General features: G+C 67.1%; 23 protein-coding genes. 12 read left to right on the forward strand and 11 right to left on the reverse strand.

Annotated features, from left to right (window positions below; genetic code table 11):
* Positions 1-199: 199 nt before the first annotated feature.
* The 3 genes from AB0F17_RS60025 (at position 200) to AB0F17_RS60035 (ending at position 2,519) form a co-directional block, all read left to right on the forward strand.
* Positions 200-451 carry a hypothetical protein gene (locus tag AB0F17_RS60025; RefSeq protein WP_358044454.1) on the forward strand — a complete coding sequence of 84 codons (252 nt, stop codon included), beginning with the start codon at positions 200-202 and terminating at the stop codon, positions 449-451.
* Positions 451-792 carry a metalloregulator ArsR/SmtB family transcription factor gene (locus AB0F17_RS60030; RefSeq protein WP_357657552.1) on the forward strand — a complete coding sequence of 114 codons (342 nt, stop codon included), beginning with the start codon at positions 451-453 and terminating at the stop codon, positions 790-792. The genes AB0F17_RS60025 and AB0F17_RS60030 overlap by 1 nt, the downstream gene beginning before the upstream one ends.
* 68 nt (positions 793-860) lie before the next feature.
* A complete protein-coding gene (locus tag AB0F17_RS60035; RefSeq protein WP_358044576.1) occupies positions 861-2,519 on the forward strand; it encodes a SulP family inorganic anion transporter in 1,659 nt (552 codons plus the stop codon).
* A gap of 76 nt (positions 2,520-2,595) precedes the next feature.
* Here AB0F17_RS60035 and AB0F17_RS60040 read toward each other — a convergent pair whose 3' ends face one another.
* On the reverse strand, positions 2,596-2,892 hold the full coding sequence (locus AB0F17_RS60040) for a hypothetical protein (RefSeq protein ID WP_358044457.1): 297 nt from the start codon (positions 2,890-2,892) through the stop codon (positions 2,596-2,598).
* Positions 2,852-3,082: a cation-transporting P-type ATPase gene (locus tag AB0F17_RS60045; protein ID WP_358044460.1), complete on the reverse strand. Its 231-nt coding sequence runs from the start codon at positions 3,080-3,082 to the stop codon at positions 2,852-2,854. The genes AB0F17_RS60040 and AB0F17_RS60045 overlap by 41 nt, the downstream gene beginning before the upstream one ends.
* Here AB0F17_RS60045 and AB0F17_RS60050 point away from each other — a divergent pair.
* A complete protein-coding gene (locus AB0F17_RS60050; RefSeq protein ID WP_358044463.1) occupies positions 3,081-3,305 on the forward strand; it encodes a hypothetical protein in 225 nt (74 codons plus the stop codon). The two genes, AB0F17_RS60045 and AB0F17_RS60050, sit on opposite strands and share 2 nt — an antisense overlap.
* A 476-nt stretch (positions 3,306-3,781) precedes the next feature.
* Here AB0F17_RS60050 and ctaD read toward each other — a convergent pair whose 3' ends face one another.
* The 3 genes from ctaD to AB0F17_RS60065 form a co-directional block, all read right to left on the reverse strand.
* Positions 3,782-5,422, reverse strand: coding sequence for a cytochrome c oxidase subunit I (gene ctaD, locus AB0F17_RS60055; protein ID WP_358044465.1), 1,641 nt, complete (start codon positions 5,420-5,422; stop codon positions 3,782-3,784).
* Positions 5,423-5,427: 5 nt separating this feature from the next.
* A complete protein-coding gene (locus AB0F17_RS60060; RefSeq protein WP_358044468.1) occupies positions 5,428-6,105 on the reverse strand; it encodes a hemerythrin domain-containing protein in 678 nt (225 codons plus the stop codon).
* A gap of 295 nt (positions 6,106-6,400) precedes the next feature.
* A complete protein-coding gene (locus tag AB0F17_RS60065) occupies positions 6,401-6,916 on the reverse strand; it encodes a MarR family winged helix-turn-helix transcriptional regulator (protein ID WP_358044471.1) in 516 nt (171 codons plus the stop codon).
* A 191-nt stretch (positions 6,917-7,107) separates the two neighbouring features.
* On the opposite strand from AB0F17_RS60065, the gene AB0F17_RS60070 reads away from it, so the two are divergent.
* From AB0F17_RS60070 to AB0F17_RS60105, 8 genes are all read left to right on the forward strand, one after another.
* Entirely contained in the window at positions 7,108-7,398 is a 291-nt protein-coding gene (locus tag AB0F17_RS60070; protein ID WP_358044474.1) for a DUF3040 domain-containing protein, read from the forward strand.
* An 82-nt stretch (positions 7,399-7,480) separates the two neighbouring features.
* Entirely contained in the window at positions 7,481-8,398 is a 918-nt protein-coding gene (locus AB0F17_RS60075; RefSeq protein WP_358044477.1) for a slipin family protein, read from the forward strand.
* Positions 8,399-8,586: 188 nt separating this feature from the next.
* Positions 8,587-9,714 carry a transaldolase gene (tal, locus tag AB0F17_RS60080; protein ID WP_358044480.1) on the forward strand — a complete coding sequence of 376 codons (1,128 nt, stop codon included), beginning with the start codon at positions 8,587-8,589 and terminating at the stop codon, positions 9,712-9,714.
* Entirely contained in the window at positions 9,704-10,945 is a 1,242-nt protein-coding gene (locus tag AB0F17_RS60085; RefSeq protein WP_358044483.1) for an FAD-dependent oxidoreductase, read from the forward strand. Before tal ends, AB0F17_RS60085 begins: the two co-directional genes overlap by 11 nt.
* Before the next feature lie 79 nt (positions 10,946-11,024).
* Positions 11,025-11,399 (forward strand): DUF488 family protein, encoded by a 375-nt coding sequence (locus AB0F17_RS60090; protein WP_358044486.1) that lies wholly within the window; start codon positions 11,025-11,027, stop codon positions 11,397-11,399.
* A gap of 176 nt (positions 11,400-11,575) precedes the next feature.
* Complete coding sequence (locus AB0F17_RS60095) at positions 11,576-13,570, forward strand: aconitate hydratase (RefSeq protein ID WP_358044489.1); 1,995 nt, start codon at positions 11,576-11,578, stop codon at positions 13,568-13,570.
* A gap of 294 nt (positions 13,571-13,864) precedes the next feature.
* Positions 13,865-15,433: an FAD-dependent oxidoreductase gene (locus AB0F17_RS60100; RefSeq protein ID WP_358044492.1), complete on the forward strand. Its 1,569-nt coding sequence runs from the start codon at positions 13,865-13,867 to the stop codon at positions 15,431-15,433.
* A 9-nt stretch (positions 15,434-15,442) separates the two neighbouring features.
* Positions 15,443-16,567, forward strand: a complete 1,125-nt coding sequence (locus AB0F17_RS60105; RefSeq protein ID WP_358044495.1) for a polysaccharide pyruvyl transferase family protein — start codon at positions 15,443-15,445, stop codon at positions 16,565-16,567.
* A gap of 197 nt (positions 16,568-16,764) precedes the next feature.
* Here the strand turns inward: AB0F17_RS60105 and AB0F17_RS60110 are convergent, their stop codons facing one another.
* From AB0F17_RS60110 to AB0F17_RS60135, 6 genes are all read right to left on the reverse strand, one after another.
* On the reverse strand, positions 16,765-17,553 hold the full coding sequence (locus tag AB0F17_RS60110) for an HAD family phosphatase (protein ID WP_358044498.1): 789 nt from the start codon (positions 17,551-17,553) through the stop codon (positions 16,765-16,767).
* 7 nt (positions 17,554-17,560) lie between these two features.
* The gene (locus AB0F17_RS60115; protein ID WP_358044501.1) at positions 17,561-20,017 is read right to left on the reverse strand and encodes a glycosyl hydrolase family 65 protein; all 2,457 of its coding nucleotides are present in this window, start codon (positions 20,015-20,017) and stop codon (positions 17,561-17,563) included.
* 38 nt (positions 20,018-20,055) lie between these two features.
* Entirely contained in the window at positions 20,056-20,874 is an 819-nt protein-coding gene (gene otsB / locus AB0F17_RS60120) for a trehalose-phosphatase (protein WP_358044504.1), read from the reverse strand.
* A 205-nt stretch (positions 20,875-21,079) separates the two neighbouring features.
* A complete protein-coding gene (locus tag AB0F17_RS60125) occupies positions 21,080-22,063 on the reverse strand; it encodes a magnesium transporter (RefSeq protein WP_358044507.1) in 984 nt (327 codons plus the stop codon).
* Positions 22,060-22,932: a dihydrofolate reductase family protein gene (locus AB0F17_RS60130; RefSeq protein ID WP_358044510.1), complete on the reverse strand. Its 873-nt coding sequence runs from the start codon at positions 22,930-22,932 to the stop codon at positions 22,060-22,062. The genes AB0F17_RS60125 and AB0F17_RS60130 overlap by 4 nt, the downstream gene beginning before the upstream one ends.
* A 6-nt stretch (positions 22,933-22,938) precedes the next feature.
* Positions 22,939-23,631 (reverse strand): GTP cyclohydrolase I, encoded by a 693-nt coding sequence (locus AB0F17_RS60135; RefSeq protein ID WP_358044513.1) that lies wholly within the window; start codon positions 23,629-23,631, stop codon positions 22,939-22,941.
* Positions 23,632-24,056: the final 425 nt, after the last annotated feature.

A 24,056-nucleotide genomic window follows, 5' to 3' on the forward strand; every position in this document is an offset into this window, starting at 1 on the left:
GGCCAGCATCGGCACGTCGCTGGGGGCGATTGGCGCCGCCAGGCCTCCTTCGTCGGCCCCACGGCATCGAGCATGGTCTCTGGACCCCGACACGTGAAGCCGGGCCGCGCTGACGAGTGCACGGAACCCAACCCCGGCACGGGAATCGGGCTCCACGAATTGCGCATTTACGCAATTCAATACATTATGGAGCTGGATTTTGTCGGTGATCGAGAACCAGGGGCGTGATGTGAGCGGGTCTTTCGCCGCCGCGGTCAGGCAACGACTACGTCTGGCGGACGCGGCGCTGCGGGCAGCCCGCGCCGAGGATGACGTCGACGCGCTGATGTTGGCCGAAGCGGAGTGGGAGGATGTGACGCACCTGGCCCGCTCACACGGGGTGCGTCTGGATGTCGACGCGGGCACTGCCGATTCGGGCGGCTCCACAACAGGCCAGGCGGCGGCCCAGTGATGTCGATGCCGCTGTATGAGGCTAAGGCGGAGCTGTTCAAACTGCTGGGCCATCCGGTCCGGATCCGGGTGCTGGAGCTGTTGCAGGACGGGCCGATGCCGGTGCGGGACCTGTTGGCCGCCATCGAGGTGGAGGCGACGGGGCTGTCGCAGCATTTGGCCGTGCTGCGCCGCTCGGCCATGGTCACCGCGCACCGTGATGGCTCGACCGTGACCTATGCCCTGTCCGGCGGGGATGTGGCCGAACTGCTGCGCGCGGCGCGCACGCTGTTGACGCACAAGCTCACCGGTCAGCATGAGCTGCTGAGCGAGTTGCTCAAGGCGGAGACCGGCGCCTCGTGACCCTCTTGTTCTCCTCGGGCTGGGCCCGTATCCGCGGCGTGCTGCCCGAACGCGGGGAGCTGGCTGCGATGGGCCGCCGCCCGCGCCGTGACCTGCTGGCCGGGCTCACCGTGGCGATCGTGGCGCTGCCGCTGGCGCTGGGGTTCGGCATCTCCTCCGGTATGGGCGCCGAAGCCGGGCTGGCCACCGCGGTGGTCGCCGGGACGCTGGCGGCGTTGTTCGGCGGCTCGGGCCTGCAGGTGTCCGGCCCGACCGGGGCGATGACGGTGGTACTCGTGCCGATCATGCACGCTCATGGCGCCTCCGGCGTGCTGATGGTCGGGGTGCTGGCCGGGCTGCTGCTGATCGCGCTGGCGCTGGGCCGCGCCGGCAAGTACATGGCCCTGGTTCCGGCCCCGGTGGTGGAGGGCTTCACCATCGGCATCGCCTGCGTGATCGGCCTGCAGCAGATCCCTGCCGCCCTGGGGGTGGCGACTCCCGCGGGGGACAAGGTCACCGCCGTAGCCTGGCACGCTGTCCAGGACTTCCTCGCCCAGCCGCGCTGGTGGGCCCTGGGCATCGCTCTGACGGTGGCCGCGCTGATGCTGGTGGGCGCACGCTGGCGGCCCGCGCTGCCGTTCTCCCTGCTGGCCGTCGCCGCCGCCACCCTCGCCACCGAGCTGGCTGATCTGCCGGTGGCCCGGATCGGGCAGTTGCCCGCCGGGCTGCCCGCCCCCTCCCTGGCCTTCCTGGATCCGGCCGCGCTGAGCTCACTGCTGGCCCCGGCGGTCGCGGTCGCCGCCTTGGCCGCGCTGGAGTCGCTGCTTTCAGCCGCGGTCGCCGACGGCATGAGCGTCAACCACAAGCACGATCCCGACCGGGAGCTGTTCGGGCAGGGTCTGGCCAACCTCCTGACCCCGCTGTTCGGCGGTGTCCCGGCCACCGGGGCGATCGCCCGGACCGCGGTCAACGTCCGCTCGGGCGCCCAATCGCGGCTGGCCGCCCTGGCGCACGCGGGCATCCTGGCGGTGATCGTGTTCAGCGCGGCCGGCCTGGTCGCCCGGATCCCGCTGGCCGCGCTGGCCGGCGTGCTGCTGGCCACCTCGGTGCGGATGGTGGAAGTCGGCTCGGTCAAGGCCATGATCCGCTCCACCCGCGGCGACGCCGTCGTGCTGGCCCTGACCGCGCTCGCCACCCTCGCCCTCGACTTGGTCCAGGCCGTCATCCTCGGCTTGATCGTGGCCGGCGCGCTGGCATTGCGCGCCATCGCCCGCGACGTCCGCCTGGACGCGATGCCGATTCACCCCGACCTGCCCGGCGACCACACCGAACAGGAGCACGCCCTGCTCGCCGAGCACATCGTCGCCTACCGCCTGGACGGGCCGCTGTTCTTCGCCGCGGCCCATCGCTTCCTGCTGGAGCTGTCCGAAGTCGCCGCCGTCTCCGTGGTGATCTTGCGTATGTCCCGCGTCACCACCCTCGACGCCAGCGGCGCTCTGGTCCTCGGCGACGCCATCCAACGGCTACAGCGGCGTGGCGTCACCGTCTACATCTCCGGCATCCGCGACGGCCACCACCAGCCGCTGCACGCCCTCGGCGTCATCGCCCGCCTCGACCAAGCCGGCCACGTCTTCGCCACCACCCCCCAGGCCATCGCCGCAGCCCGCGACCGGCTCCAGCAAACCGGCGTCCTGCCCGCCTCCAGCCACACCAACACGGCCGCAGACCCCGCCATCACCCCCCGCTGAAGACCCGACCACTCTCGGCCTGCCCAGCCATCGCATCCACACATCCAGTTCCCATCTCACCAGCGAGATGACGGGCTCAGGACGCGATTGCACCACGTCCACTCCGGTACGGAGTCCGATCCGTGGTGAACCGGCTGAGCAGATCGCACAGCACCGGGGTGAGCAGGGCGGCCCCGAACGCCATCATCCAGCCTGGCGGCGGACTGGGAACCAGGGTGAGCAGGGTCCCAAGCGGTGGCACCAGTGTGACCAAACTCTGCAGGGCGGCCGTGGCCATCGGAGCTGTGAGCGTGCGCAGGGAGCGGACCGCCTGCTCCGCCTTCATCTCCTGGCTAACCCCGATGACCACGTTCACCGGCAGGATGGCGGGCACTCTCGGGCACCTCGCCGAGCACCAGCAGCGTGACCAGCCCGGCGGCCAGTAACATGATCGATAGCGGATCAGCGAGCTGACGCATGACCCTCACGGGCACGGACGGTTGTTTGGGCGCGGGAAGTTCGTTGAGCCCGTGCTCGGCCAGCAGGGTGCTGTACGCGAACGCCGTCAGCACATACCGGGCCATGGCGCTACGGATCTTCAGCTCCGAGCCTGAGGCGGGCCCGAAATGGTGGGGCCAGTCCAGCAGGCCGATGCCGCTGGTCGGGCCGTGCCGACTTGACCAGGTTGTTCTTCGTCATCTCGGGGTGTTCGGTGCCGTGCTGGCCCTAGGCCTGGGAGCCGACGCCCTCGCAGCCTCGGTCGGCGCCTTCACCGCTGGCCTGCTGCAGCACCTGATCAACCGGTGAGCCGGCGGAGTCGCCGACCGGGATGGCGCCAATCTGCTCTGAGGAGCCCGATGACGCAGAGGCAGCGTGCGCCGACCGAAACAGTTCGAGATCTGACGCAGGCTCCGGACGATCTGCGCTGCGGTCCGCTCCTGCCCGAGCTCGTGCATCTTGGTCGGGATACGCGGGTCGGCTTGCGGGCGGGATGAGCGCGTCGAACCCGTCGGTCCCGCCAGGTCCCGGATCCACGAGTTCCATCGGGTGGCGGCCCGGGCGGACGGCCGTTCACGGCCAAGTGGGCGATGTGCCTCTGCACCTGGCGCAGCCGTTCGGCCACCCTTATGGCGCTCGGCTTGCGCCGGTTGTCCTGCCACTGTGTCGCCGAGTTGTTGAGCCAGGCCGGGCTTGTCGTGGACGCCCGACTGGTGCGCACACCTGTTGACCAGCACATCCATCAGGTCATACGCGGGGGGCACGTCCGCGGGACCGTTCAGAGATCAGCTTGCGGACTCGTGTGGGTAGTGGAGGTCGAAGGCGGGGCGTTCGGATCGGATGCGTGGGAGGGCGGTGAAGTTGTGCCGCGGCGGCGGGCACGAGGTGGCCCACTCCAGCGAGTTGCCGAATCCCCAGGGGTCGTCCGGCAGTGCGCGGCGCGCGCCGCGTGCTGTGCGCCAGACGTTGTAGAGGAAGGGCAGCGTGGACGCCCCGAGCAGGAACGCGCCCGCGGATGATACGGCGTTGAGCGTGGTGAAGCCGTCGGCGGGGCTGTAGTCGGCGTAACGCCGGGGCATGCCGAGCGCGCCGAGCCAGTGCTGGATCAGGAAGGTGGTGTGGAAGCCGACGAACAGCGTCCAGAAGTGAATCTTTCCCCAGGTCTCGTTGAGTAGCCTGCCCGTCATCTTCGGCCACCAGAAGTAGAAGCCGGCGAACATCGCGAACACCACGGTTCCGAACACGACGTAATGGAAGTGTGCGACAACGAAGTAGCTGTCGGTGACGTGGAAGTCCAGCGGTGGCGAGGCCAGGATCACGCCGGTCAGTCCGCCGAACAGGAAGGTGATCAGGAAGCCGAGCGCGAACAGCATCGGGGTCTCGAAGCTGAGATGTCCCCGCCACATGGTGCCGGTCCAGTTGAAGAATTTCACCCCGGTGGGCACCGCGATGAGGAAGCTCATGAACGAGAAGAACGGCAGCAGCACCTGGCCCGTGCCGAACATGTGGTGCGCCCACACGGTCATCGATAGCCCGGCGATCGCGATCGTGGCCGACACCAGTCCGATGTAGCCGAACACGGGCTTGCGGCTGAAGACCGGGAGGACCTCGGTGATGATGCCGAAGAACGGCAGCGCGATGATGTAGACCTCGGGGTGGCCGAAGAACCAGAACAGGTGCTGCCAGAGCATCGCGCCGCCGTTGCTCGCGTCGTAGATGTGCGTGCCCAGTTTCCGGTCGGCTTCCAGGGCCAGCAGTGCGGCGGCGAGCACGGGGAAGGCCATCAGCACCATCATCGAGGTCAGCAGCACGTTCCAGGTGAAGATCGGCATCCGGAACATGGTCATGCCCGGCGCCCGCATGCCCACGATCGTGGTGATGAAGTTGACGGATCCCAGGATCGTGCCGAGACCGGCCAGGCTCAAGCCCATGATCCACAGGTCGCCGCCGATTCCCGGCGAGCTGATCGCGCTGGACAGGGGGGCGTAGGCGAACCAGCCGAAGGCTGCCGCGCCGCCCGGAGTAACGAACCCGCTGATCGCGATCAGTCCGCCGAACAGGAACAGCCAGTAGCTGACCGCGTTGAGGCGGGGGAAGGCCACATCGGGTGCGCCGATCTGCAGCGGCATGATGACGTTGGTGAATCCGGCGAACAGCGGGGTGGCGAACAGCAGCAGCATGATGGTGCCGTGCATGGTGAAGAGCTGGTTGTACTGCTGGGCGCCGACGAACTGCAGTCCCGGCTGGGTCAGCTCGGCCCGGATCACCATGGCCATGACCCCGCCGATCAGGAAGAAGCCGAACGAGGTGATCAGGTACAGATAGCCGATGACCTTGTGGTCCGTCGACGATAGCCATGACACCAGGAGCCGCCCCTTCGGGGTGCGAGTCCGGGCGGCAGAGGTGACGTGCTCGGTGACGGCCATGCGGATCACCCTTCGAGTCGGCGGGTGACGCGTACCCGCCACTGGTCCAGCCCACAGGCCAGATAGGTGAAACCGTAGTCGTCTTCGCCGCTCGCCAGGGCGTCGCAGAACTTGCCGGGGTCGGTGCGGGAACACAGGTCGAGGTGTTCACCGCGGGGCAGCCTGTGCAGCCGGTCGCCGATAGCATCGAGCAGCCGCTCGGCGGGCAGCGCGTCCAGGTCGATCGTGGGGCCTTCGGTGAGCGGATACCAGCGGTGCGGGCAGGCGCCGAGGGCGGCGGTGGAGATCGTCGGCCTGCCAGGCGCGGTCAGGGTCGCCTGCTCGGTGGCGAGGTGGTTGTGAAGCTGGGTGAGCAGGTCGCGGACGGTGGTGGCGATCTGGGCGGGTGAGCGGGTGCCGCGCTCGCGGGCCGAGGCGGCGATGGTGTCCACGCAGGCGCGCGGCCGTGCGTGGTCGCGGGCCAGCCGGGACAGTTCGAGGGTGGCTTCGTGGGCGGGGAAGAGCAGCCGCTCTTCGTCGGTGAGCTGCCTGATGAGCTCCGCGCGCAGATAGCGGGCCAGCGCCGTCAGCTCCCGGCTGGGCCAGCGGTCTTGCGAGGCGATCTGCAGGACGATACGGGCTCGGTCGGTGATCTGGGCCAGGAGGTAAGCGTGTTCCGCGGTCAACGTGGTCTGAGTATCCATGGTCCCTTCCTCTGACCGGATCTGGGCGAGGCCGATGCCGTAACTCCCTGGACCGGTTCGCGTGCGCTGGCCACAGATGCGTTCGTCTGGATGAATGACCTGCTCTTTGCGGCCCGGCGGAGCCAGTCCACCTGGGTCCTTCCCCACGCGGGCGTGGTCCACCACTCCTTGCGTGGCGATCGCGGCTCTTACCGCTCGTCTTCCCCTGAGACCTGGTGCGTCCTTCCTGTCCATGCCGTTCCTTTCCGTACCGTCGAAGGCGTGGCTCGTGCCGGCGACGATGCTTGGGTGCGCGCTAGATCAGCTCTCCGCCAAGATCACCGCGGTGGTGTGGTGGAACGGCACCGTTCCGGGTGGCGTCATGCGGGGACGGCGCGTCCGGTTGCGGGGCGCTGTCCCATACCGGGGGGAGGATCGCGGTGTCCATGCGCCGCAGTTCGTCGCGGTGTAGAGCGACCAAGCGCGCCAGGACGCGCTCGCCTTGGGGGGTCAGCATCACCCGCACCGCCCGGCCGTCGCTGGGATGCGCGCCCCGGTGCACAAGGTCCTGTTTCTGCGCTCGGCTGATGAGTTCGACCACGCTGTGGTGGCGCAACAGCAGCCGGTCGGCGAGTTCCCGTACGCTCGCCCAGTCCCGGCCGGGGAACCCTTTCAGAGCCAGCAGTAGCTGGTATTGCTGCGGGGTCAGGCCGGCAGAGCGCACCGCCTCCTCGCTGAAACGCAGATAGGTGCGGAGCCCGAAACGGAACCGGGCCAGCGCCTCGAAGTCCTGCTTGGTCAGGGGCTCCGTTTGTACTGCTTCGTCCTCCACGACCGTGCCGCCCCTCTCTCGGATCTCTCAAAATAATATCGCGATGCGATATAAGCGCACCTTGCCCACACGTGCGAGCCGCCCTCGGTGACGGGGTCGATGGACTTTAATTTATATCGTGCTACGATATAAAATGTCCAGGTGGATGGAGGATGAGATCGCACCTGGCGACAGCGCCCTGGAGGTGTGTCGTGCTCGACGACTACGAACGTGAAGCACTGCGTGAGATCCAGCGCAGGTTGCTGGTCGAGGATCCGGAGTTCGCCCAGGCCTTCGACACCGACGCGCGATGCCTGCACCGGGCGTCGGCGCCTGACCTGTCCAGGCGGGCGTACACGGTCATGCTCGTCTTCAGTTCGGGGTTCGGGGTGATTCTGCTGCTGGCCGGGTCGCCGTTCATCGCCTTGCTGTTCGCCGCGTTGACCATGTGGGTCTGGTACGCACGCGCTCACCGCCAGGAGAACGGTCGTGGACGGCCGTGACGCCGACGGCGCCCGGCAGGAGATAGAGAAGGCCCCGAGTCGTCGTTGAAGGCCGGCTTAGGGCAGAGCATCGGAGGATGCAATGATCGACATCATCGTCATCTCTGCGCTGATCGCGCTCCTTACGCTGGGCGCGATCGTGCTCGGCGCGAGTGTCCGGGTCATCAAACAGTTCGAACGAGGCGTCGTCTTGCGGTTCGGGCAGGTCCGCGCCGACATCCGCGGTCCCGGGCTGACGCTGATCGCGCCGATCGCCGACCGGCTGCACAAGGTCAACATGCAGATCATCACCATGCCGGTGCCCGCCCAGGACGGCATCACCCGCGACAACGTGACCGTCCGGGTAGACGCCGTCATCTACTTCCGGGTTGTCGATCCGGTGCGGGTGATCGTCGACGTCCAGGACTACGAGTCCGCCATCCAGCAGGTCGCACTGGCCTCGCTGCGGTCGATCATCGGAAAGAGTGAGCTGGACGATCTCCTGTCCAACCGGGAGCATCTCAATCAGGGTCTCGAGCTGATGATCGACAGCCCGGCCGTGGGCTGGGGCGTGCACATCGACCGTGTCGAGATCAAGGACGTGGCCCTTCCCGAGACGATGAAGCGGTCGATGTCACGCCAGGCCGAAGCCGAACGGGAACGGCGCTCACGCGTCATCACCGCCGAGGGCGAACTCCAAGCCTCGGAGAAGCTGGCCCAGGCCGCCGAGACGATGACCGAGCACCCCGCGGCGCTGCAGTTGCGGCTGCTTCAGACCGTCATCGAAGTCGCCGCCGAGAAGAACTCCACCCTTGTCCTGCCCTTCCCCGTGGAGTTGCTCCGCTTCCTGGAACGCGCGACGCCGCCCGAGGCCGCCCCGGCGACAGCCACCACTGGCACGTCCGCCCCGCCCTCCATCGCCGCGCGAGCGGAGGAGTCATCCATACCGGTCGACCGACCTCTGCAGGACAGCCAACACCTTGACCCTGTCACGTCCAGCGGGGTGCTGGCTGACCGGTAGGCCTCAGTGCTTCCCGGGAGGTGGACGAAGGCCTCCACCGTCATGGAAGCCACCTGAACTCGACTTGACGTCCACCGGCGTAGCGTCGGTTTCAAGAGAGGGATGGCGGCCCTGGTGAAGTCCTCAACGAAAGCGGATGTACGTCCTCGGATGTACATCACCGCACGAATAGGAAAGGGAGCCATGCCATGGCCGATCCACTTGCCGAACTTACTGCCCGGGGGGTGTCGATCTGGCTGGACGACCTGAGCCGGGAACGGCTGGTTTCAGGCAGTCTGGCTGACCTGGTCGCGCGGGACCACGTGGTGGGGGTCACCACCAATCCCACCATCTTCGCCAAGGCCATATCCGGCGGTGATGCCTACCACGCGCAGATGAGCGACCTGGCGGCGCGTGGCGTCGAGGCCGCCGAGGCGCTGCGGGCGCTGACCACGGTCGACGTCCGCGCGGCCTGCGACGTTCTGCGGCCGGTCTACGACGCCACCGACGGGGTGGACGGCCGGGTGTCGATCGAGGTGGACCCGCGGCTCGCCTATGACAGCGAGGCGACGATCGCCGAGGCACGGGCACTGTGGTGGCTGGTGGACCGGCCCAACCTGTTCATCAAGATCCCGGCCGCCCGTCAAGGGCTGTCGGCGATCGCCGCGTGCCTGGCCGACGGAATCAGCGTCAACGTCACGCTGATCTTCTCCTTGTCCCGTTACGAAGCGGTGATGAACGCCTTCCTCGACGGGATGGAGCGCGCCCTGCAGGCCGGACGGGATGTGTCAGCGCTCGCCTCGGTGGCCTCATTCTTCGTCTCCCGGCTCGACACCGAGGTCGACGCGCGATTGGACAAGATCGGGACCTCCGAGGCCGCCGGACTGCGCGGCCAGGCCGCCCTGGCCAACGCCCGGCTCGCCTATCAACGCTACGAGCAGGTTCTCGCCTCGCCACGCTGGACGGCGTTGGAGGCTGCGGGCGCCCGCCCGCAGCGTCCGCTGTGGGCGTCGACCTCGACCAAGGACCCCGCCTACCCCGACACGCGCTACGTGGTCGATCTGGTCGCGCCCGGTGTGGTCAACACCATGCCCGAGGCCACCTTGCGCGCGGTCGCCGACCACGGCCAGGTGCCGCCCGACTCGGTACACGAGCACTACCAGCACGCCCAGCAGGTACTCGAGCGGCTGCAACGGCTGGGCATCGACTACGACGACGTCGTGCAGAGGCTCGAAGACGATGGCGTGGCCGCGTTCGAGGCGAGCTGGGACCGGCTGCGCGAGCAACTGGCGACCACCCTACGAGCAACCGACAGAGGTGCTGGACATGGCCGTTGACATGACGTACCTGATCGCCGGAGCAGGTCTGGCGGGGGCCAAGGCCGCCCAGGCCCTGCGCGAGGAGGGCTTCCAGGGACGGATCGTGCTCGTCGGTGAGGAGAGCGAACGCCCCTACGAGCGGCCGCCGTTGTCGAAGGGCTACCTGCTGGGCAGAACCGAGCGGGAGGAGATCTACGTCCACCCGCAACCGTGGTACGGCGAGCACGACGTCGATCTGCTCCTCGGTACGGCGGTCACCGGCATCGACCCCGCCGGGCACGAGGTGAGCCTGTCCGACGGCAGCCGGATCGGCTACGCCAAGCTGCTGCTGGCCACCGGCTCCTCCCCGCGGCGGCTACCGATTCCGGGCGCCGACCTGGATGGTGTGCTCTACCTGCGCCGGGTCGAAGACAGCGACCGGCTCAAGGCGGTCTTCCCAACCGCGTCCCGGGTCGCGATCATTGGCGCCGGCTGGATCGGGCTGGAGACCGCGGCCGCCGCCCGCGCCGCCGGAGCCGAGGTGACCGTCCTGGAGAGCGCGGAGTTGCCGCTGTTGCGGGTGCTCGGCCGAGAGGTCGCCGAGGTCTTCGCCGGGCTGCACCGCGAGCACGGGGTCGATCTGCGCTGCGGCGTGCGGGTCGCCGAGATCGTCGGGCGTGGCGGCCAGGCCGTCGGCGTACGGCTGGCCGACGGCAGCCAGATCGACGCCGACGCGGTCATCGTCGGAATCGGCATCATCCCCAACAGCGGGCTCGCGCTCTCCGCGGGGCTGGAGGTGGACAACGGCGTCCGGGTCACCGCGCGACTACGCACCTCCGACCTGGACATCTACGCCGCCGGCGACGTGGCCAACGCCTTCCACCCTCTGCTGGGCAAGCACATCCGCGTCGAGCACTGGGCCAACGCGCTGCACCAACCGCAGGTCGCGGCCAAGGCGATGCTCGGCCAGGACGTCCGCTACGAGCGGCTGCCGTACTTCTTCACCGACCAATACGACCTCGGAATGGAGTATTCCGGCTACGTCGAACCTGACGGATATGACGAGGTGATCTTCCGCGGTGACGTCAAGACGCGCCAGTTCGTCGCGTTCTGGCTGCGCGACGGGCGGGTGCTGGCCGGTATGAACGTCAACATCTGGGACGTCAACGACGCCATCCAGGATCTCGTGCGCGCGGGCAGGCGGGTGGACACCAGCGCGCTGGGCGATCCCGGGACACCGCTGGGCTCGCTGGTCGGCGCTTCGCCCTGAACCAACGGCGGGTCAAGGCGTCGAACCGTAGACACTCGCGAGCAGATCGTGGACTCGTGCGATCGTGAGGAGGCCAGCCATGGAAGGCAAGGACAAGGGCAAGGGCAGGATTCGGGTGCGTCGGGTCTATGAAGAACCGGCGGCAGGTGACGGCACCAGGGTGCTGGTCGACCGGATCTGGCCGCGAGGGCTGACCAAGGCCAAGGCCGGCCTCGACGAATGGTGCAAACAGGTCGCACCGTCGACAGAGCTGCGCACCTGGTATCACCACGACCCCGAACTCTTCGCCGAGTTCGGCCGCCGCTACCGCGGCGAACTCCAAGCCCCCGAACGGGCGGACGCGGTGACGCACCTGCGCAAGCTCGCCCAAGACGGCATGCTGACGCTCCTCACCGCGACCAAACAGCCCGAGATCAGCGAGGCAGCCGTGCTCGCCGAACTGCTCCAGCGCTGACCACGGCAATTGGCAAGGCAACTCGTGATCGAAGAGGCCGCTACGCGCAGGCGCAGGCTCTGGACCTCCGCGATCGGGCTTGTCCGGCCGACGGCCGACGGCAGGCTGAAAGCCATCGTGGTGGGTGTGACGCCCCGGGTGGCGACAAACTCTTGAGGTAAGCCGGGAGGCGCAGTATGGGGCACAACGTCGCGCAGAAACTGATCGTCACCCACCTCCTGTCCGGCGACATGACCGCCGGGCAGGAGATCGCGCTGCGGATCGACCAGACCCTCACCCAGGATGCGACCGGCACCCTGGTGATGCTCGAACTGGAAGCGCTCGACCTGAACCGGGCCCACACCGAGGTGTCGGTGCAGTACGTCGACCACAACCTGTTGCAGGCCGACAGCAAGAACGCCGAAGACCACACCTTTCTGCGCTCGGCGTGCCACCGATTCGGGCTGTGGTACTCCAAGCCGGGCAACGGTGTCTCCCACCCGACCCACATGCAGCGCTTCGGCATCCCCGGCAAGACGCTGGTCGGCTCCGACAGCCACACGCCGGCGGCGGGTTCGCTGGGGATGCTGGCGATCGGTCTGGGCGGCATCGAGGTGGCGATGGCGATCGCCGGTGAACCGGTGTACCTGCGGATGCCCGAGATCTGGGGAGTACGGCTGACCGGCGACCTGCCGGCCTGGGTGAGCGCCAAGGACGTCATCCTCGAAATGCTGCGGCGGCACGGCGTCAAAGGCGGCGTGAACCGGATCATCGAATACCACGGCCCTGGGCTGGCGCATCTGACGGCCATGGACCGGCATGTGATCGCGAACATGGGGGCCGAACTCGGCGCGACCACCACGGTGTTCCCGGCAGACGATCAGGTCCGGGAATTCCTGCGGGCAGAGCGGCGCGAGCACGACTTCGTCGAACTGCTCGCCGACGCGGACGCCACCTACGACGTCACCGACGAGATCAACCTGTCGAGTCTGGAGCCGCTGATCGCGCTGCCCAGCTCACCGGGAAACGTGGTCACGGTGCGCGAGGTAGCCGGTCGGCAGGTGGACCAGGTGGTGGTCGGCTCCTCAGCCAACCCAGGACTACGCGATTTCGCCGTCGTCGCCGCCATCGTTTCCGGGCGGCAGGCGCATCCGAGGGTGTCGTTGGACATCAACCCAAGCTCGCGGCAGATTTTGCAGGACCTCACGAAGATGGGTGCCACATTCACGCTGATCTCGGCCGGTGCGCGCCTGCACCAGTCCGGCTGCATGGGCTGCATCGGCATGGGCCAGGCGCCGGCCAACGGGCGCAACAGCCTGCGCACCGTCCCGCGCAACTTTCCTGGCCGGTCCGGAACCCGTGAGGACTCGGTCTTTCTCTGCTCCCCCGAGACCGCCGCCGCGGCCGCTCTCACCGGCCAGATCACCGACCCTCGCGACTTGCCGCACCTGCTCGGCATCGACTATCCGCACCTGGAGTTGCCCGCCGAGTCCAGCGTGAACACCGCCATGCTCGAACCGCCGCCCTTGGCGCACGCCGATCAGGCCGAACTGGTCAAGGGCGCGAACATCTCCTCGCTGCCCGGCTTCCCGCCGCTGCCCGACCGCATCGAGGCGCCGGTCGCGCTCAAGGTCGGCGATGATGTGTCCACCGATGAGATCCTGCCCGCCGGGGCCCGGGTGTTGCCCTACCGCAGCAACATCCCCAAGCTGGCCGAGTTCACCTTCGCGCAGATCGATGAGGACTACGTCGGCCGGGCACACGCCTGTCGCGGCAGCGGGCACATCGTGGTCGGCGGCGCCAACTACGGACAGGGCTCCTCGCGCGAACACGCCGTCATCGCCCCCCGCTATCTCGGCCTGCGCATGGTGCTGGCGGTGTCCTTCGCGCGCATCCACTGGCAGAACCTGGCCAACTTCGGCGTGCTCGCGCTGGAGTTCGCCGACCCCGACGACTACCGGCGCGTCGAGCAGGGCGACGTTCTCGCGCTGGACGGGCTGAGGCATGCGATCGGCTCCGGCGGCACCGAGATCACGGTGCGCAACACCAGCCGAGACCAGCTGTTCTCCACCCGGCACCGGCTGTCCGACCGGCAGATCGCGATGCTGCTGGCCGGTGGGCTGATTCCCTGGCTCCGCGAGCGAAAGAGCAGCCAATCACCCCAGCCGCCCGCCTCGCACGACGCCAAGTAAACATGAAGCTATCGCCACCACCACATCCGCCCCATGCTCCAGTGCCTTACCGCCAGTCCCAGCGCAATCGGCATCGGTGACGCTCCCTTTTCCCCGCGTTCGCGGCGCACGTAAAACCAAACTCAGTGATTTCCTAAGAAGGGTCAATTTACAGGCTGAACGAAAGGCAGCCCACTGGAGGGACCTGTTCACGGAGCTATAGATTACGCACATCTGGGAAATTTTACCCGGTCATCACCGATACAGCTTACGCTTCTTGACATGGCCGACAGATGACGAAGTACCGTTGAGGTGGTGGAGGTTCTACGCACAGAGGTGGCCATCATCGGAGGTGGCCTTGGTGCCTGTGCTGCGGCATTGGCAGTTACACGCCTTGGACACCGCGCAATACTCACTGAGGAGACCAGCTGGATCGGGGGGCAGTTGACGAATCAGGCTGTTCCACCTGATGAACATCCGTGGATCGAGGATTTCGGCGCCACTGCCAGCTATCGAGCATTGCGAACCGGCATTCGTGACTACTATCGAGCTTTTCTGCCGCTCAAGCCCGAAGTCCGCGCCGATAGGGCGTTCAACCCGGGTAATGGTTGGGTGAGCAAGCTCTGCCATGATCCACGCATCGCTGTCGCGGTACTTCACCAGATGGTCATACCGCACCAGTTGGCTGGGCGGCTATTCGTGCTACACCCTCACCGGCCGGTCGCGGCGTGGAGCCACGGAGACCGAATAGTCGGTGTGGTGGTGCGGAGTATCGAGTCGGGACGGGACGTCCTGATCGAGGCGCCGTTCTTCATCGACGCAACGCCCTACGGCGACCTGCTCGAGCTGGCCGGGGCCGAGCACATAATCGGAGCGGAGTCGCGTGCCGAGACCGGTGAGCCACACGCGGCAGAGCAGGCGGATCCGCGAGACCAGCAGGCGATTACCGTCTGCTTCGCCATGGAGCACCTCCCTGGTGAGGACCATACGATCGACAAGCCACTGCAGTACGAACTCTGGCGTGCCTTCCACCCGCCCGGGTGGCCTGGCCGGTTGCTCAGCTGGACGACCATGCAGCCGGAGACCAATGAGCCGTTGACGCGATCATTGTTCGAAGCCGATGACGATCATCCATGGTGGCGATTCCGCCGCATCATGGATCGGAACAATTTCGTGGGTGATTTCGCGCGCAGCGATATCACCGTGGTGAACTGGCCGCAAAACGATTATTGGTTCGGCCCCGTCGTCGGCGTTGACGAGGCGGAGCAAGCGCGCAACATTGAAGCTGCGCGGCAACTCAGCCTCAGTCTTCTCTACTGGCTGCAAACAGAGGCTCCCCGCCCGGACGGTGATGTGGGCTATCCCGGGCTGAAACTTCGCGGGGACGTCGTCGGAGGAACCGCCGACGGACTGGCACCAGCGCCATACATACGGGAGAGCAGGCGGCTGAAGGCCGAGTTCACCGTGCTGGAGCAGCACATGGCTCATCCGCTGCGACCCGATGGGCCTGAACTCTTCACCGACTCCGTCGGCATCGGCTCCTACCGGATCGACCTCCACCCGAGCGCGAGCGGGACTCTCTATCGCGATATGGGTTGCTGGCCGTTCCAGATCCCACTCGGGGCGATGATCCCCGTGCGGGTGGAAAACCTGTTGCCCGGCGGGAAGAATCTGGGCACCACCCACATCACCAACGGAGCGTTTCGCGTACACCCCGTTGAATGGAATGTGGGAGAGTCTGCGGGAGTTTTGCTGGCTTTCTGCCTCGAGCGGAAGACCACTCCACGACAGGTTCGCGAGAGGGAGGGCCTGCCCGACGAATATCAAACCCTGCTACGCCAACAAGGCATTCCGCTGACCTGGCCCTCGATTATCCCTTTGTGAGCAGCCACGATGAACATCGACAATCAGCCCTTGCGAATCGGGATCTCTGGATCCTATGGCGGAATGAACCTGGGGGACGAGGCGATCCTGCAGGCCATTCTCGCTCAACTGCGCGCGAGCCTCGTCGCCGAAATTACCGTCTTCTCTCACAATCCGTCGGACACTCTTGCCCGGCATCGCGTCGAGCATGCGATTTCCGCCCGTCTGCTGCCGAGGAAGGAGGCCAGACAAGTGGTCAAGGAGTTGGATCTCCTGATCCTCGGCGGTGGCGGCATTCTTTACGACGGGGGCGCCGAGGCATATCTCCGTGAAGTCTTTCTCGCCCATGAACTCGGCGTCCCGGTCTTCATCTATGCGGTCAGCGCTGGGCCGCTCAGGACTCCATCCGCCATGCAGGCCGTCCGGGATGCGCTTAACCATTGCGCCGTCATCACCGTGCGCGATCGATTGGGCTACCGGCTGCTGGAGGACGTCGGCGTCCAGAACGAGATCCACCTTACCGCCGACCCCGCCTTCCTGCTGGAGTCGGAAGAGATGCCGATCGACGCCCTCGTAGCCGAAGGCGTCCAACAGGAGCGCAACCTGGTCGGCTTCTCCGTGCGGGAGCCAGGTCCGGCCGCACCGGACATCGATCCCGAAGATTACTATGCGCTGCTCGCCAACGCGGCCGACTATGTCGTCGAACGCTACGACGCCGAAGTCGTGTTCGTCCCGATGGAGAAGACCGACGTCCAGCACAGCCATGCTGTGGTCGCCCACATGCAGAACGCGGAGAGCGCCGAGATTCTGAGGCGCAGGTACTCGCCGGGCCAGGTTCTCGATCTGATGAGACGGTTTGAATTCGCGGTCGGCATGCGGCTTCACTTCCTGATCTTTGCGGCGTTGCAGGGCACCGCCTTCTCGGCACTTCCGTACGCATCGAAGGTGGTCGGCCTCCTCGAGGACTTGAAGATAGATTCACCGCCACTGGCGAACATGGGAATCGGACAGCTCATCGCGCACGTCGACCGCTCGTGGGACACTCGCAAGCAGATTAAGGCAAAAATCGAAAACCGCCTTCCGTCGCTGATAAACCGAGCCAATCAAACGAACGCACTTCTTTCTGATTTCGCGCGCAAAGAGCCGCCAAGCTGAGGTAGAAGTGTGGGAGCAGCCGACCGATCGGAGTCGGATACTTGGTCGGACCAGGACGTAGCCACGCCGGTGTGCGCAGTAGCGGCTGCGAGTTCGCTCAGCACGGCTCTGCGGTCGATGCGGTCCAGTCGTTCCGCATCGACGTGCCTGCGGTGGCCGGCACCTGTGGCGGGTTGCCGGTCGTACATGACCTGTTTCTACCGTGTCGTCCTCAGCTGGTGGGAGGCGAGGCCGCGCACGTCGACCTCGTCCAGGGTGGTGACCACGAGGTCGGCGTGCGCGGCGGTCAGCAACTGCTGGTCATCGGCACGGGCGACGCCCAGCGCGGCCATGTTGCCGGCTTTGGCGGCCCGGATCCCGCTGACCGCGTCCTCGACGACGAAGCAGTGCTCGGGTGCGGCTTTGAGCTCGGCCGCCGCGGTCAGGAAGATCTCCGGGTCCGGTTTGCCCCGCGCCAGGTCGCGCCCGGACAGGTCGGCGTCGAAGAAGTCGAGCAGGGTCAGCCCGGGGTGGACGAAGTCGTAGATCAGGCCTTCCTGGTGGGCGAAGGTGTCGAGGTGGATGTGCTTGAGGAAGCGGTCGGCGTTCTTCGACGACGAGGCCGCTGCCGCCGGGATGCCAAGGTCGCGGACGGCCATGACGAACCGCAGCGCGTCGGGATAGGCCGAGAACTGCCTGGCCTCGATGAGCCGGACGATGAACGCCTGCTTGCGGGCGGCGTAGGTCTGCGTCCGGGCTTGGGGGTCGGGGATGTGAAAGTGTTCGAGGGCTGCGAGCGCCCCGGCCGTGCGCGGTTTGCCGGAGATGACGCGCTGGTAGACCTGCGGGGTGAAGGCATCCTCCGACCAGGTGGTGCGCTTGCGAATGTCGGCCCAGTCCCCCTCCATGAGCTCGCGCAGCGCGTCCTTCCAGGCGCGCTCGTGCGGTGAGTCGACGAGGACGCCGTCCACGTCGAAGATCGCTCCGTCGAATCCGCCGGTCGCCATGGCGGGCTCACCTCCTGTCGCCCGCGTCACGTGGAGGCGGGGAGGACGCCTCGGCGGGCAGCTTGAACACGCACGTGCCGCCTGGGCTCAGTTCGTGGATGTCAGGGCCGACACCGACGCGCAAGGGCCAGCGGAACCCTTCGGCCTGGGCGAACACGATGAGCTCCCCGCCCTTGACACTCACCCGCAGCGAGGTGCCACGAAAGCGCATGCACAGCGCCACGCCGTCGAGCCGGTCGAGCAGGCGCGGCTGCAGGCGCAGCACACCGTCGTCGCCGATGCTGCTGCCCATGAAACTGCGCTGCAGCAGGTCCAACGTGCCGGACATGACGCCCATGTGGATGCCTTCCTTGGTGGTGCCGCCCTGCACGTCGCTGACGTCGCTTTCCAGCGCCACCAGGAACCGGTCCCAGGAGCTCGCCGGGTCAAGGCCGGCCAGCACGCCGGCGAAGGTGACGAAGCTGAGCGTCGAGCCGTGGGAGGTGCGGCGGTCGTAGTACTCGATGGTGCGCCGCGCCAGATCCCGGTCGTAGCCGTATCCGAGCCGCTCGAAGACCGCCCGCAGCTCGTCGTGATCGAACAGGAAGAACAGCATCACCGCGTCGGCCTGCTTGGCCACCTTGAAGCAATTGGGGTCCTTGCCCTCGGCCTTGAGGATGCGGTCCATGCGCTGGATGTTGGGATAGGCGGCCCGGTAATGGTCCCAGTCAAGCTCCTCCAAATCGGCATAGCCCTCGAACTGGCTGATGACGCCATCGTGGAAGGGGAGGTACATCCGGCGGCTCATGTCCTCCCAGACGCGTAGCTCCTCATCGGTCACGTGCAGGTATCTGCGCAGCATGGCGGACCGGCTGGCAGGGAGCAGGTCGAGCACCTGCGGCATGGTCGCGGAGATCCAGGCCGCCATCGCGTTGGTGTAGGCGTTGTTGCGCAGCCCCGCCTGCTCGGCGCCGGGGTAGCGCTCGTGGAACTCGTCGGGGCCCATCACCCCGTGGATCTCATACCGCTGCCTGCCGGGGTTGTAGTGAGCGATCGACGCCCAAAAACGCGTGATCTCCAGCATCAGCTCGGCGCCGTAGTCGCGCAGAAACTCCAGATCGTCGGTTGCCTGGTAGTACCGCCATACGTTGTAGAAGATCGCCGCGCTGACGTGGCGCTGGTTGTGGCTGAGGTCGGGGTCCCATTGGCCGGACAGCGGGTTGAGATGAACCTGCTGGGTCTCCTCGGTACCGTCGCTGCCGCTCTGCCAGGGGAACATGGCTCCCCGGTAGCCCGCCTCGCAAGCGGCGGCCCGCGCCTCGGCCAGCCGCCGGTAGCGATACAGCAGCAGCGCCCGCGTGATCTCCGGCAGACGCAGGTTGAGGTACGGGTAGACGTACAACTCGTCCCAGAAAACATGCCCGCGGTAGGCCTCCCCGTTGAGGCCGCGGGCCGGCACGCCGGCGTCGTGCCGGGCGGTGTGGCGGGAGCACACCTGCAGCACGTGGGCGATGTGCAGGCGCAGCAGCAGCTGGGCGCGGGGCTCGCGGGGCAACTGGATGTCGCAGCTGTCCCACAGTTCGGTCCACGCCGACTGATGTTCGTCCAATGCGTCGTCGAAGCGCGGGTATCGCAGCACGTGCCGGCCGGCGGCGGTCAGCGGCTCGGTGATCGCGTTGTCGCGGGAGGTGAACAGCGCGACCATCTTCTCCACGCGGGCCGGCTTGCCCTGCTCCACGTCGAAGGCGAGGACCTGCTGGATGTAGTCCTGCATCTGGTGCAGGCTCCGCTCCACGCCAACGGGGCCGTTAAGGTGAAGCCGCTCGCCCAGGAACACCTGCGTTCGCGCGGCTTCGGCGACGTAGATGTTCGACTGACGCGTCTGTACCTTGAGCGCGATGATCTCGGGCCCGAACGTGCGCGGCGACACGGGGTCGAGGTGGCGCCCCTCCAGCTCGCGGTAGCGGGCGACCATATGGTTGGTCATCCGGCCGTCGAGCGCGGTCACGACCTCGACGCGCCCTGACCAGTTCTCCGGGACCAGCGTCCACTCGATCCCTGCCTGGTGACTGTAGGCCATGCTCACGAACCGGCGGCTGGTCAGAGTCGTCACGCGGCCCGCGTGGTCACGGAAACGCAGATCGCGCCGGACCAGCGCGAACCGGATGTCGTAGGTGTGCTGGTAGTCGAGCAACTCCACGCTGCCGAATCTGATGGCGGCCTCGCCCTCGATCCTGAGCTTCAGCACCAGCCAGTTGGGCAGGTTGACCAGGTCCTCGTTCAGCACCGGGTAGCCGTCGAAGATCGTGGTCTCCCGGTTATAGCCGCCGTGAGCGTAGGTGCCCGGATAGTGGACCGAGCCCATGTCCTCCCACTCGGCGGTGCCGCGCGTGCAGAAGTAGCCGTTGCCCGTCGACGTCAGCGCCTCCCGCAGCGTCTCGGACGCCGGCTCGAAGCCGTCGTAGGTGAGATCGAAACCTTGCATGGCGCCCCCCGAGCGCGTCCAGCACGGTCATAGCGCGGTCAATACCCCAAAGTGGTCAGGAAGCGCTCCACCTCCTCCGGCGAGGCCAGCGCGAACTCCGCCTCCGTCGGCCGGCCCGCAACCTCAGTGTCATCAGGATGGCCGACGATGATGCCGATTCCGCGACCACGCAGCACGCGGAAGGCGTCCTCGTCGGTGACGTCATCGCCCAGGTACAGCGGAACGAACATCTCCGCGCCGAGATTGAACACCTCCATCAGGTAGAGCACGGCCCTGCCCTTGTCCCAGTCGACCTTCGGCTGGATCTCATACACCATTTTGCCCGGCATGATCTTGATTTCGTCGGGCTGTCGGGCCTGCAGTGACCGCACCACGGCGGCGACCCGGTCACGGTCCTCCGCGGCCGCGAGCCGGTAGTGCACAGCGACCGACGCTCGCTTCGGCTCCACGATCACACCATCGAGCGACCCTGTCTCGGCCCACAGCCGTTCGGCAACCGCGGCGATCAGCCCCGCCGATCCAGGCGCCGGATCGTGTGCGATCACACCCTCGCCTGGGCTCCAGATGTCGAACCCATGGCTGCCCGCCACGATCAGGTCGTCGATGCCCATCAACCGCTGCACGACCGTCCGGTCCCGGCCGCTGACGACGCACACCGGGCACCTGGCGGCGAGATGCCGCACGGTCTCGCGCATGCCGTCCGAGATCATGGCGTCTTCAGGCCGGTCGACGATGGGCGTCAGCACCCCGTCGTAGTCGAGGAACACCGCAGGGCGACGACCTGCCAGCCGCGTCGCCAGCCGCCCGCGGTCATGAAGTGCGCTGGGCAGGTCTCGAACGGTCCCTGCTGGACCCATCCGACGTCACCCCCCGTGGCTCACCGAGCCTGGAACGTCCCCGTACCCTCCAGGTTGCTCCTGAGGCGCAGCCCGATGCAAGCCGTCACATCACGGGGTAAATCCAAGGCGAATCACCATCGGCTACCTCTCGGGGCTCCACCACAGTCTGTTCCGCCGGATGGGCAAGGCCAGGATGATTCTTTTCCCGCCCAGGTGGGAGACGTCAGCTGACGATGATCAGCGAGGTGAGCAGATACACCGCGATGGACACCAGGTCCTGTACGACCGTGGCCAGCGGTCCCGAGCCGAACGCCGGATCCTGGCCGAGCCGGTTGAGCAGCCACGGCAGAGCCATGGCGAGCACCGAAGCTACTGAGCAGGCGGCGAAGAGGGAGATGGAGGCGGTGAGGGCCACCTGGGTGTCGCCGTACAGGAGGGCGAACGGAAGGAAGGCGACGGCCATGGCGGCGCCGATGATGAGGCCGGTGATGGCCTCTCCGCGAACAAGGCGGCGGATGGAGACTCCGACGGAGAGTCCCCGTACTACCACCGCTTCGGTTTGCGTGCCCACCGCGTCGGCCATGTAGACGACGCCGGGCAGGAAGAAGGCGAGGGTGACGTTGGCGGCCAGCTGTTCCTCGAACGAGGCTACGATGCCGGCTGACAGCATCGCGCCGAGGAGTCCGAGCAGCAGCCAGGGGATCCGGTGGGCGAATCGCCGACGCACTGGCTCTTCTGCGGCGGTGCGGGCGGTGGCGGAGCCCTTGAGGTAGCCGCCGAGCCTGGCCATGTCCTCATCGTGTTCCTCGAGCAGGACACGGAGCAGCCGGCGCGGGGGGATCAGCCCGTGGAAGCGTCCGTCGGGGCCGACCATCGCGAGGCTGCTTTCTGCGTGCTGGACGGCCCGCCATGCGGCGATCTCCTGATCCACGCCCGGGGTCACGGTAGGCGGGTCATGATCGGCGAGCTCGCCTACGGTGACGGCATCGCCGGCGGCAAGAAGCCGCTCGATGCTGACCAGCCCCTGGAGCCTGCCCTGCTCGTCGACCACCACGATGTCGCAGGCGCAGTCGAAGCGGCGACCCAGCATCCGCGCGCGGGCATCTCCCACACTCACCTCGGGCCCGAAGGTCGGCACCTCCGTCACGACATGCTCGGCGGCCGTGCCCGTGAAGTCCGCACCGCCCGTGAGCGGGCCGACCGTCACGGTCTGCTCCCCAGTTGCTCACTGTGGTGAAGCCGGTAGCGGAGGAACAGGTACGACGCGTCCCGGCGGACGCTGACCAGTTCGGCGCTCTCCCGTCTGCTGGGGAGCAGCTCCGACCCGGTGACCAGGCCGGGACGCGAGGTGTCAGCGCGGCCGGCGATCACCGGGGAAAGGGTGAGGAAGAGTTCATCGGCCAGGCGGTCGCGGACCAGGTGCCCGAAAAGGCGCGGGCCGCCCTCACTCAACACCATGGTGTGCCCGCGATCACGGATGGTCCGCAGCACATCCGCCATCCGCAGGACCGGGCCTTCGCCCAGAACGACGACGGTGCAGGTTGCCGAAAGACGCTCGTCAAGCAGCCGGGCCCCGGCCTTCGTGGTGAGGATGAGCGCACCGGCTTCGAGCCCAGGATGGCCGGTCGGCACGTCCCCGCTGGCCGTGACCACAGCCAGCTCAGGACCGGCGGTACGCCCTCGGCTGCCTCGCACATTCGCGAAGTCGGCGGCGGCCGCCGGGTAGACGTGCTCAGGCGTCCACCGATGGCCCGGGCTGGCCCGCAGGGTTCCGGCACCGATGACCACAACATCGGCGAAGGCGCGCAGCAGCCCCATGACGAACCGGTCCGTCGGTTCGCCGCCGCTGATCGCCGAACCGGAAGAAGGGTACTGCGGGCCGAGAGCGACCACTCCATCCAGTGAGGCGACGAAATTGGCGTACACGCACGGCTCGGTGAATCCCAGATCCCCGCCGTAAGCCGTGGCGAGCGCCGAGGGCAGGCCTCCAGGCGGCAGCCCGGCCTGCTCATACAGCAGGTTCAGCAACTCCACCGATGCCTGGCCGGCGGGATGTCCGGCGCTGTGCGTTGCCATACCCGGTCAACCTCGGGGACCGCACAGCCCGATGAACTCGGCGCGCAACTGCGCATCGGCGTCGTAGTTACCGCGCCAGTAGGTGGTGCGAGTGCTGGATTCGATCTCCCGCACGCCGCGCATCTGCGTGCACAGGTGCACCGCCTCCAGGTGCACCGCCACACCATGCGGGGCCAAGATGCGCTCCAGCGCGTTCGCGAGTTGCTGGCCGATCCGCTCCTGCACGGAGAACCGGCGCGCGAACAGTCGCACCAGCCTGGTCAACTTGGAAAGACCCAGGATGTGCTCATGCGCGATGTAGCCGATGTAGGCCCTGCCGAAGAACGGCAGGCTGTGATGCTCACACAGGGAGAAAAACGGAATCGGTCCCTCCACCACCTGACTGATACGACAGTCCGAGCCGCCGTGGCATTCGGTCGGAAACGCGGTGACCAGCTTTTCATCGCCCTCGAACCCGCTGGTCGCATCGAAGATCGCGCGCAGGAAACGGCGTGGTGTGTCCACCGTGGACGATGACCCGACCGGCATGCCCATCGCGGTGAAGATCTCCTTCATATAGCCTTCGAACCGCCGCCATTGCTCCGGAGCGATCTGCCTGGGGCAGACGGCCTCCCACGCCTCGGCAATCGCCCCAGAGACCGTCACCGGCAACTCGGTGACATCAGACGGCACCCCCACGTGCTCGGTATGGTCGCTCACCTGGACCACCTCCTCACAACATTGATCCGCGCGCGTCGCGCGCCCGCAGGGCTTGCGGCGCTCATCAGTCCTGATCTGACGCTGCTTCGCCCATCGCGTGCAGGGCAAGGGTGGCGTGCATGCATCTCCGCAGCCACGCATATCGCCTCCATGATCTCCTCCGGACTGGCCCTCTGCGGCGGGCAAGACGGGTGTGCCGATCGTTGCAGTAGGGGCACTGCATGACGTTGAGCGACCGCCACTGCGATCAGTTGCTCGCCCAGCGCTCCGTCGGTGATCACGGCCCGGCTGAAGTTCTCGAACGCCTCATGAATACCCGGCGCGGGTTGCTCAGGTGTGATCGGTTGGTAGAGGGTCTCGGTCACGAGATCACCCCTCCCATAGGCGCCGTAAGGGTGCTGTTGTTAAGTCGAGGTCGAGTGGGC

Source organism: Nonomuraea sp. NPDC026600 (genome assembly GCF_040638335.1).
Taxonomy (GTDB): Bacteria; Actinomycetota; Actinomycetes; order Streptosporangiales; family Streptosporangiaceae; genus Nonomuraea.

What these genes read in the sequence shown, in the direction of transcription:
- AB0F17_RS60085 (WP_358044483.1), top strand. Translation starts at nt 9,704, where the DNA reads ATGGCCGTTGACATGACGTACCTGATCGCCGGAGCAGGTCTGGCGGGG.
- AB0F17_RS60060 (WP_358044468.1), bottom strand. Translation starts at nt 6,105, where the DNA reads ATGGATACTCAGACCACGTTGACCGCGGAACACGCTTACCTCCTGGCC.
- ctaD (WP_358044465.1), bottom strand. Translation starts at nt 5,422, where the DNA reads ATGGCCGTCACCGAGCACGTCACCTCTGCCGCCCGGACTCGCACCCCG.
- otsB (WP_358044504.1), bottom strand. Translation starts at nt 20,874, where the DNA reads ATGGGTCCAGCAGGGACCGTTCGAGACCTGCCCAGCGCACTTCATGAC.
- AB0F17_RS60035 (WP_358044576.1), top strand. Translation starts at nt 861, where the DNA reads ATGGGCCGCCGCCCGCGCCGTGACCTGCTGGCCGGGCTCACCGTGGCG.
- AB0F17_RS60030 (WP_357657552.1), top strand. Translation starts at nt 451, where the DNA reads ATGTCGATGCCGCTGTATGAGGCTAAGGCGGAGCTGTTCAAACTGCTG.
- AB0F17_RS60105 (WP_358044495.1), top strand. Translation starts at nt 15,443, where the DNA reads ATGAACATCGACAATCAGCCCTTGCGAATCGGGATCTCTGGATCCTAT.
- AB0F17_RS60075 (WP_358044477.1), top strand. Translation starts at nt 7,481, where the DNA reads ATGATCGACATCATCGTCATCTCTGCGCTGATCGCGCTCCTTACGCTG.
- tal (WP_358044480.1), top strand. Translation starts at nt 8,587, where the DNA reads ATGGCCGATCCACTTGCCGAACTTACTGCCCGGGGGGTGTCGATCTGG.
- AB0F17_RS60045 (WP_358044460.1), bottom strand. Translation starts at nt 3,082, where the DNA reads ATGGCCCGGTATGTGCTGACGGCGTTCGCGTACAGCACCCTGCTGGCC.
- AB0F17_RS60095 (WP_358044489.1), top strand. Translation starts at nt 11,576, where the DNA reads ATGGGGCACAACGTCGCGCAGAAACTGATCGTCACCCACCTCCTGTCC.
- AB0F17_RS60115 (WP_358044501.1), bottom strand. Translation starts at nt 20,017, where the DNA reads ATGCAAGGTTTCGATCTCACCTACGACGGCTTCGAGCCGGCGTCCGAG.
- AB0F17_RS60090 (WP_358044486.1), top strand. Translation starts at nt 11,025, where the DNA reads ATGGAAGGCAAGGACAAGGGCAAGGGCAGGATTCGGGTGCGTCGGGTC.
- AB0F17_RS60110 (WP_358044498.1), bottom strand. Translation starts at nt 17,553, where the DNA reads ATGGCGACCGGCGGATTCGACGGAGCGATCTTCGACGTGGACGGCGTC.
- AB0F17_RS60050 (WP_358044463.1), top strand. Translation starts at nt 3,081, where the DNA reads ATGGCGCTACGGATCTTCAGCTCCGAGCCTGAGGCGGGCCCGAAATGG.
- AB0F17_RS60130 (WP_358044510.1), bottom strand. Translation starts at nt 22,932, where the DNA reads ATGGCAACGCACAGCGCCGGACATCCCGCCGGCCAGGCATCGGTGGAG.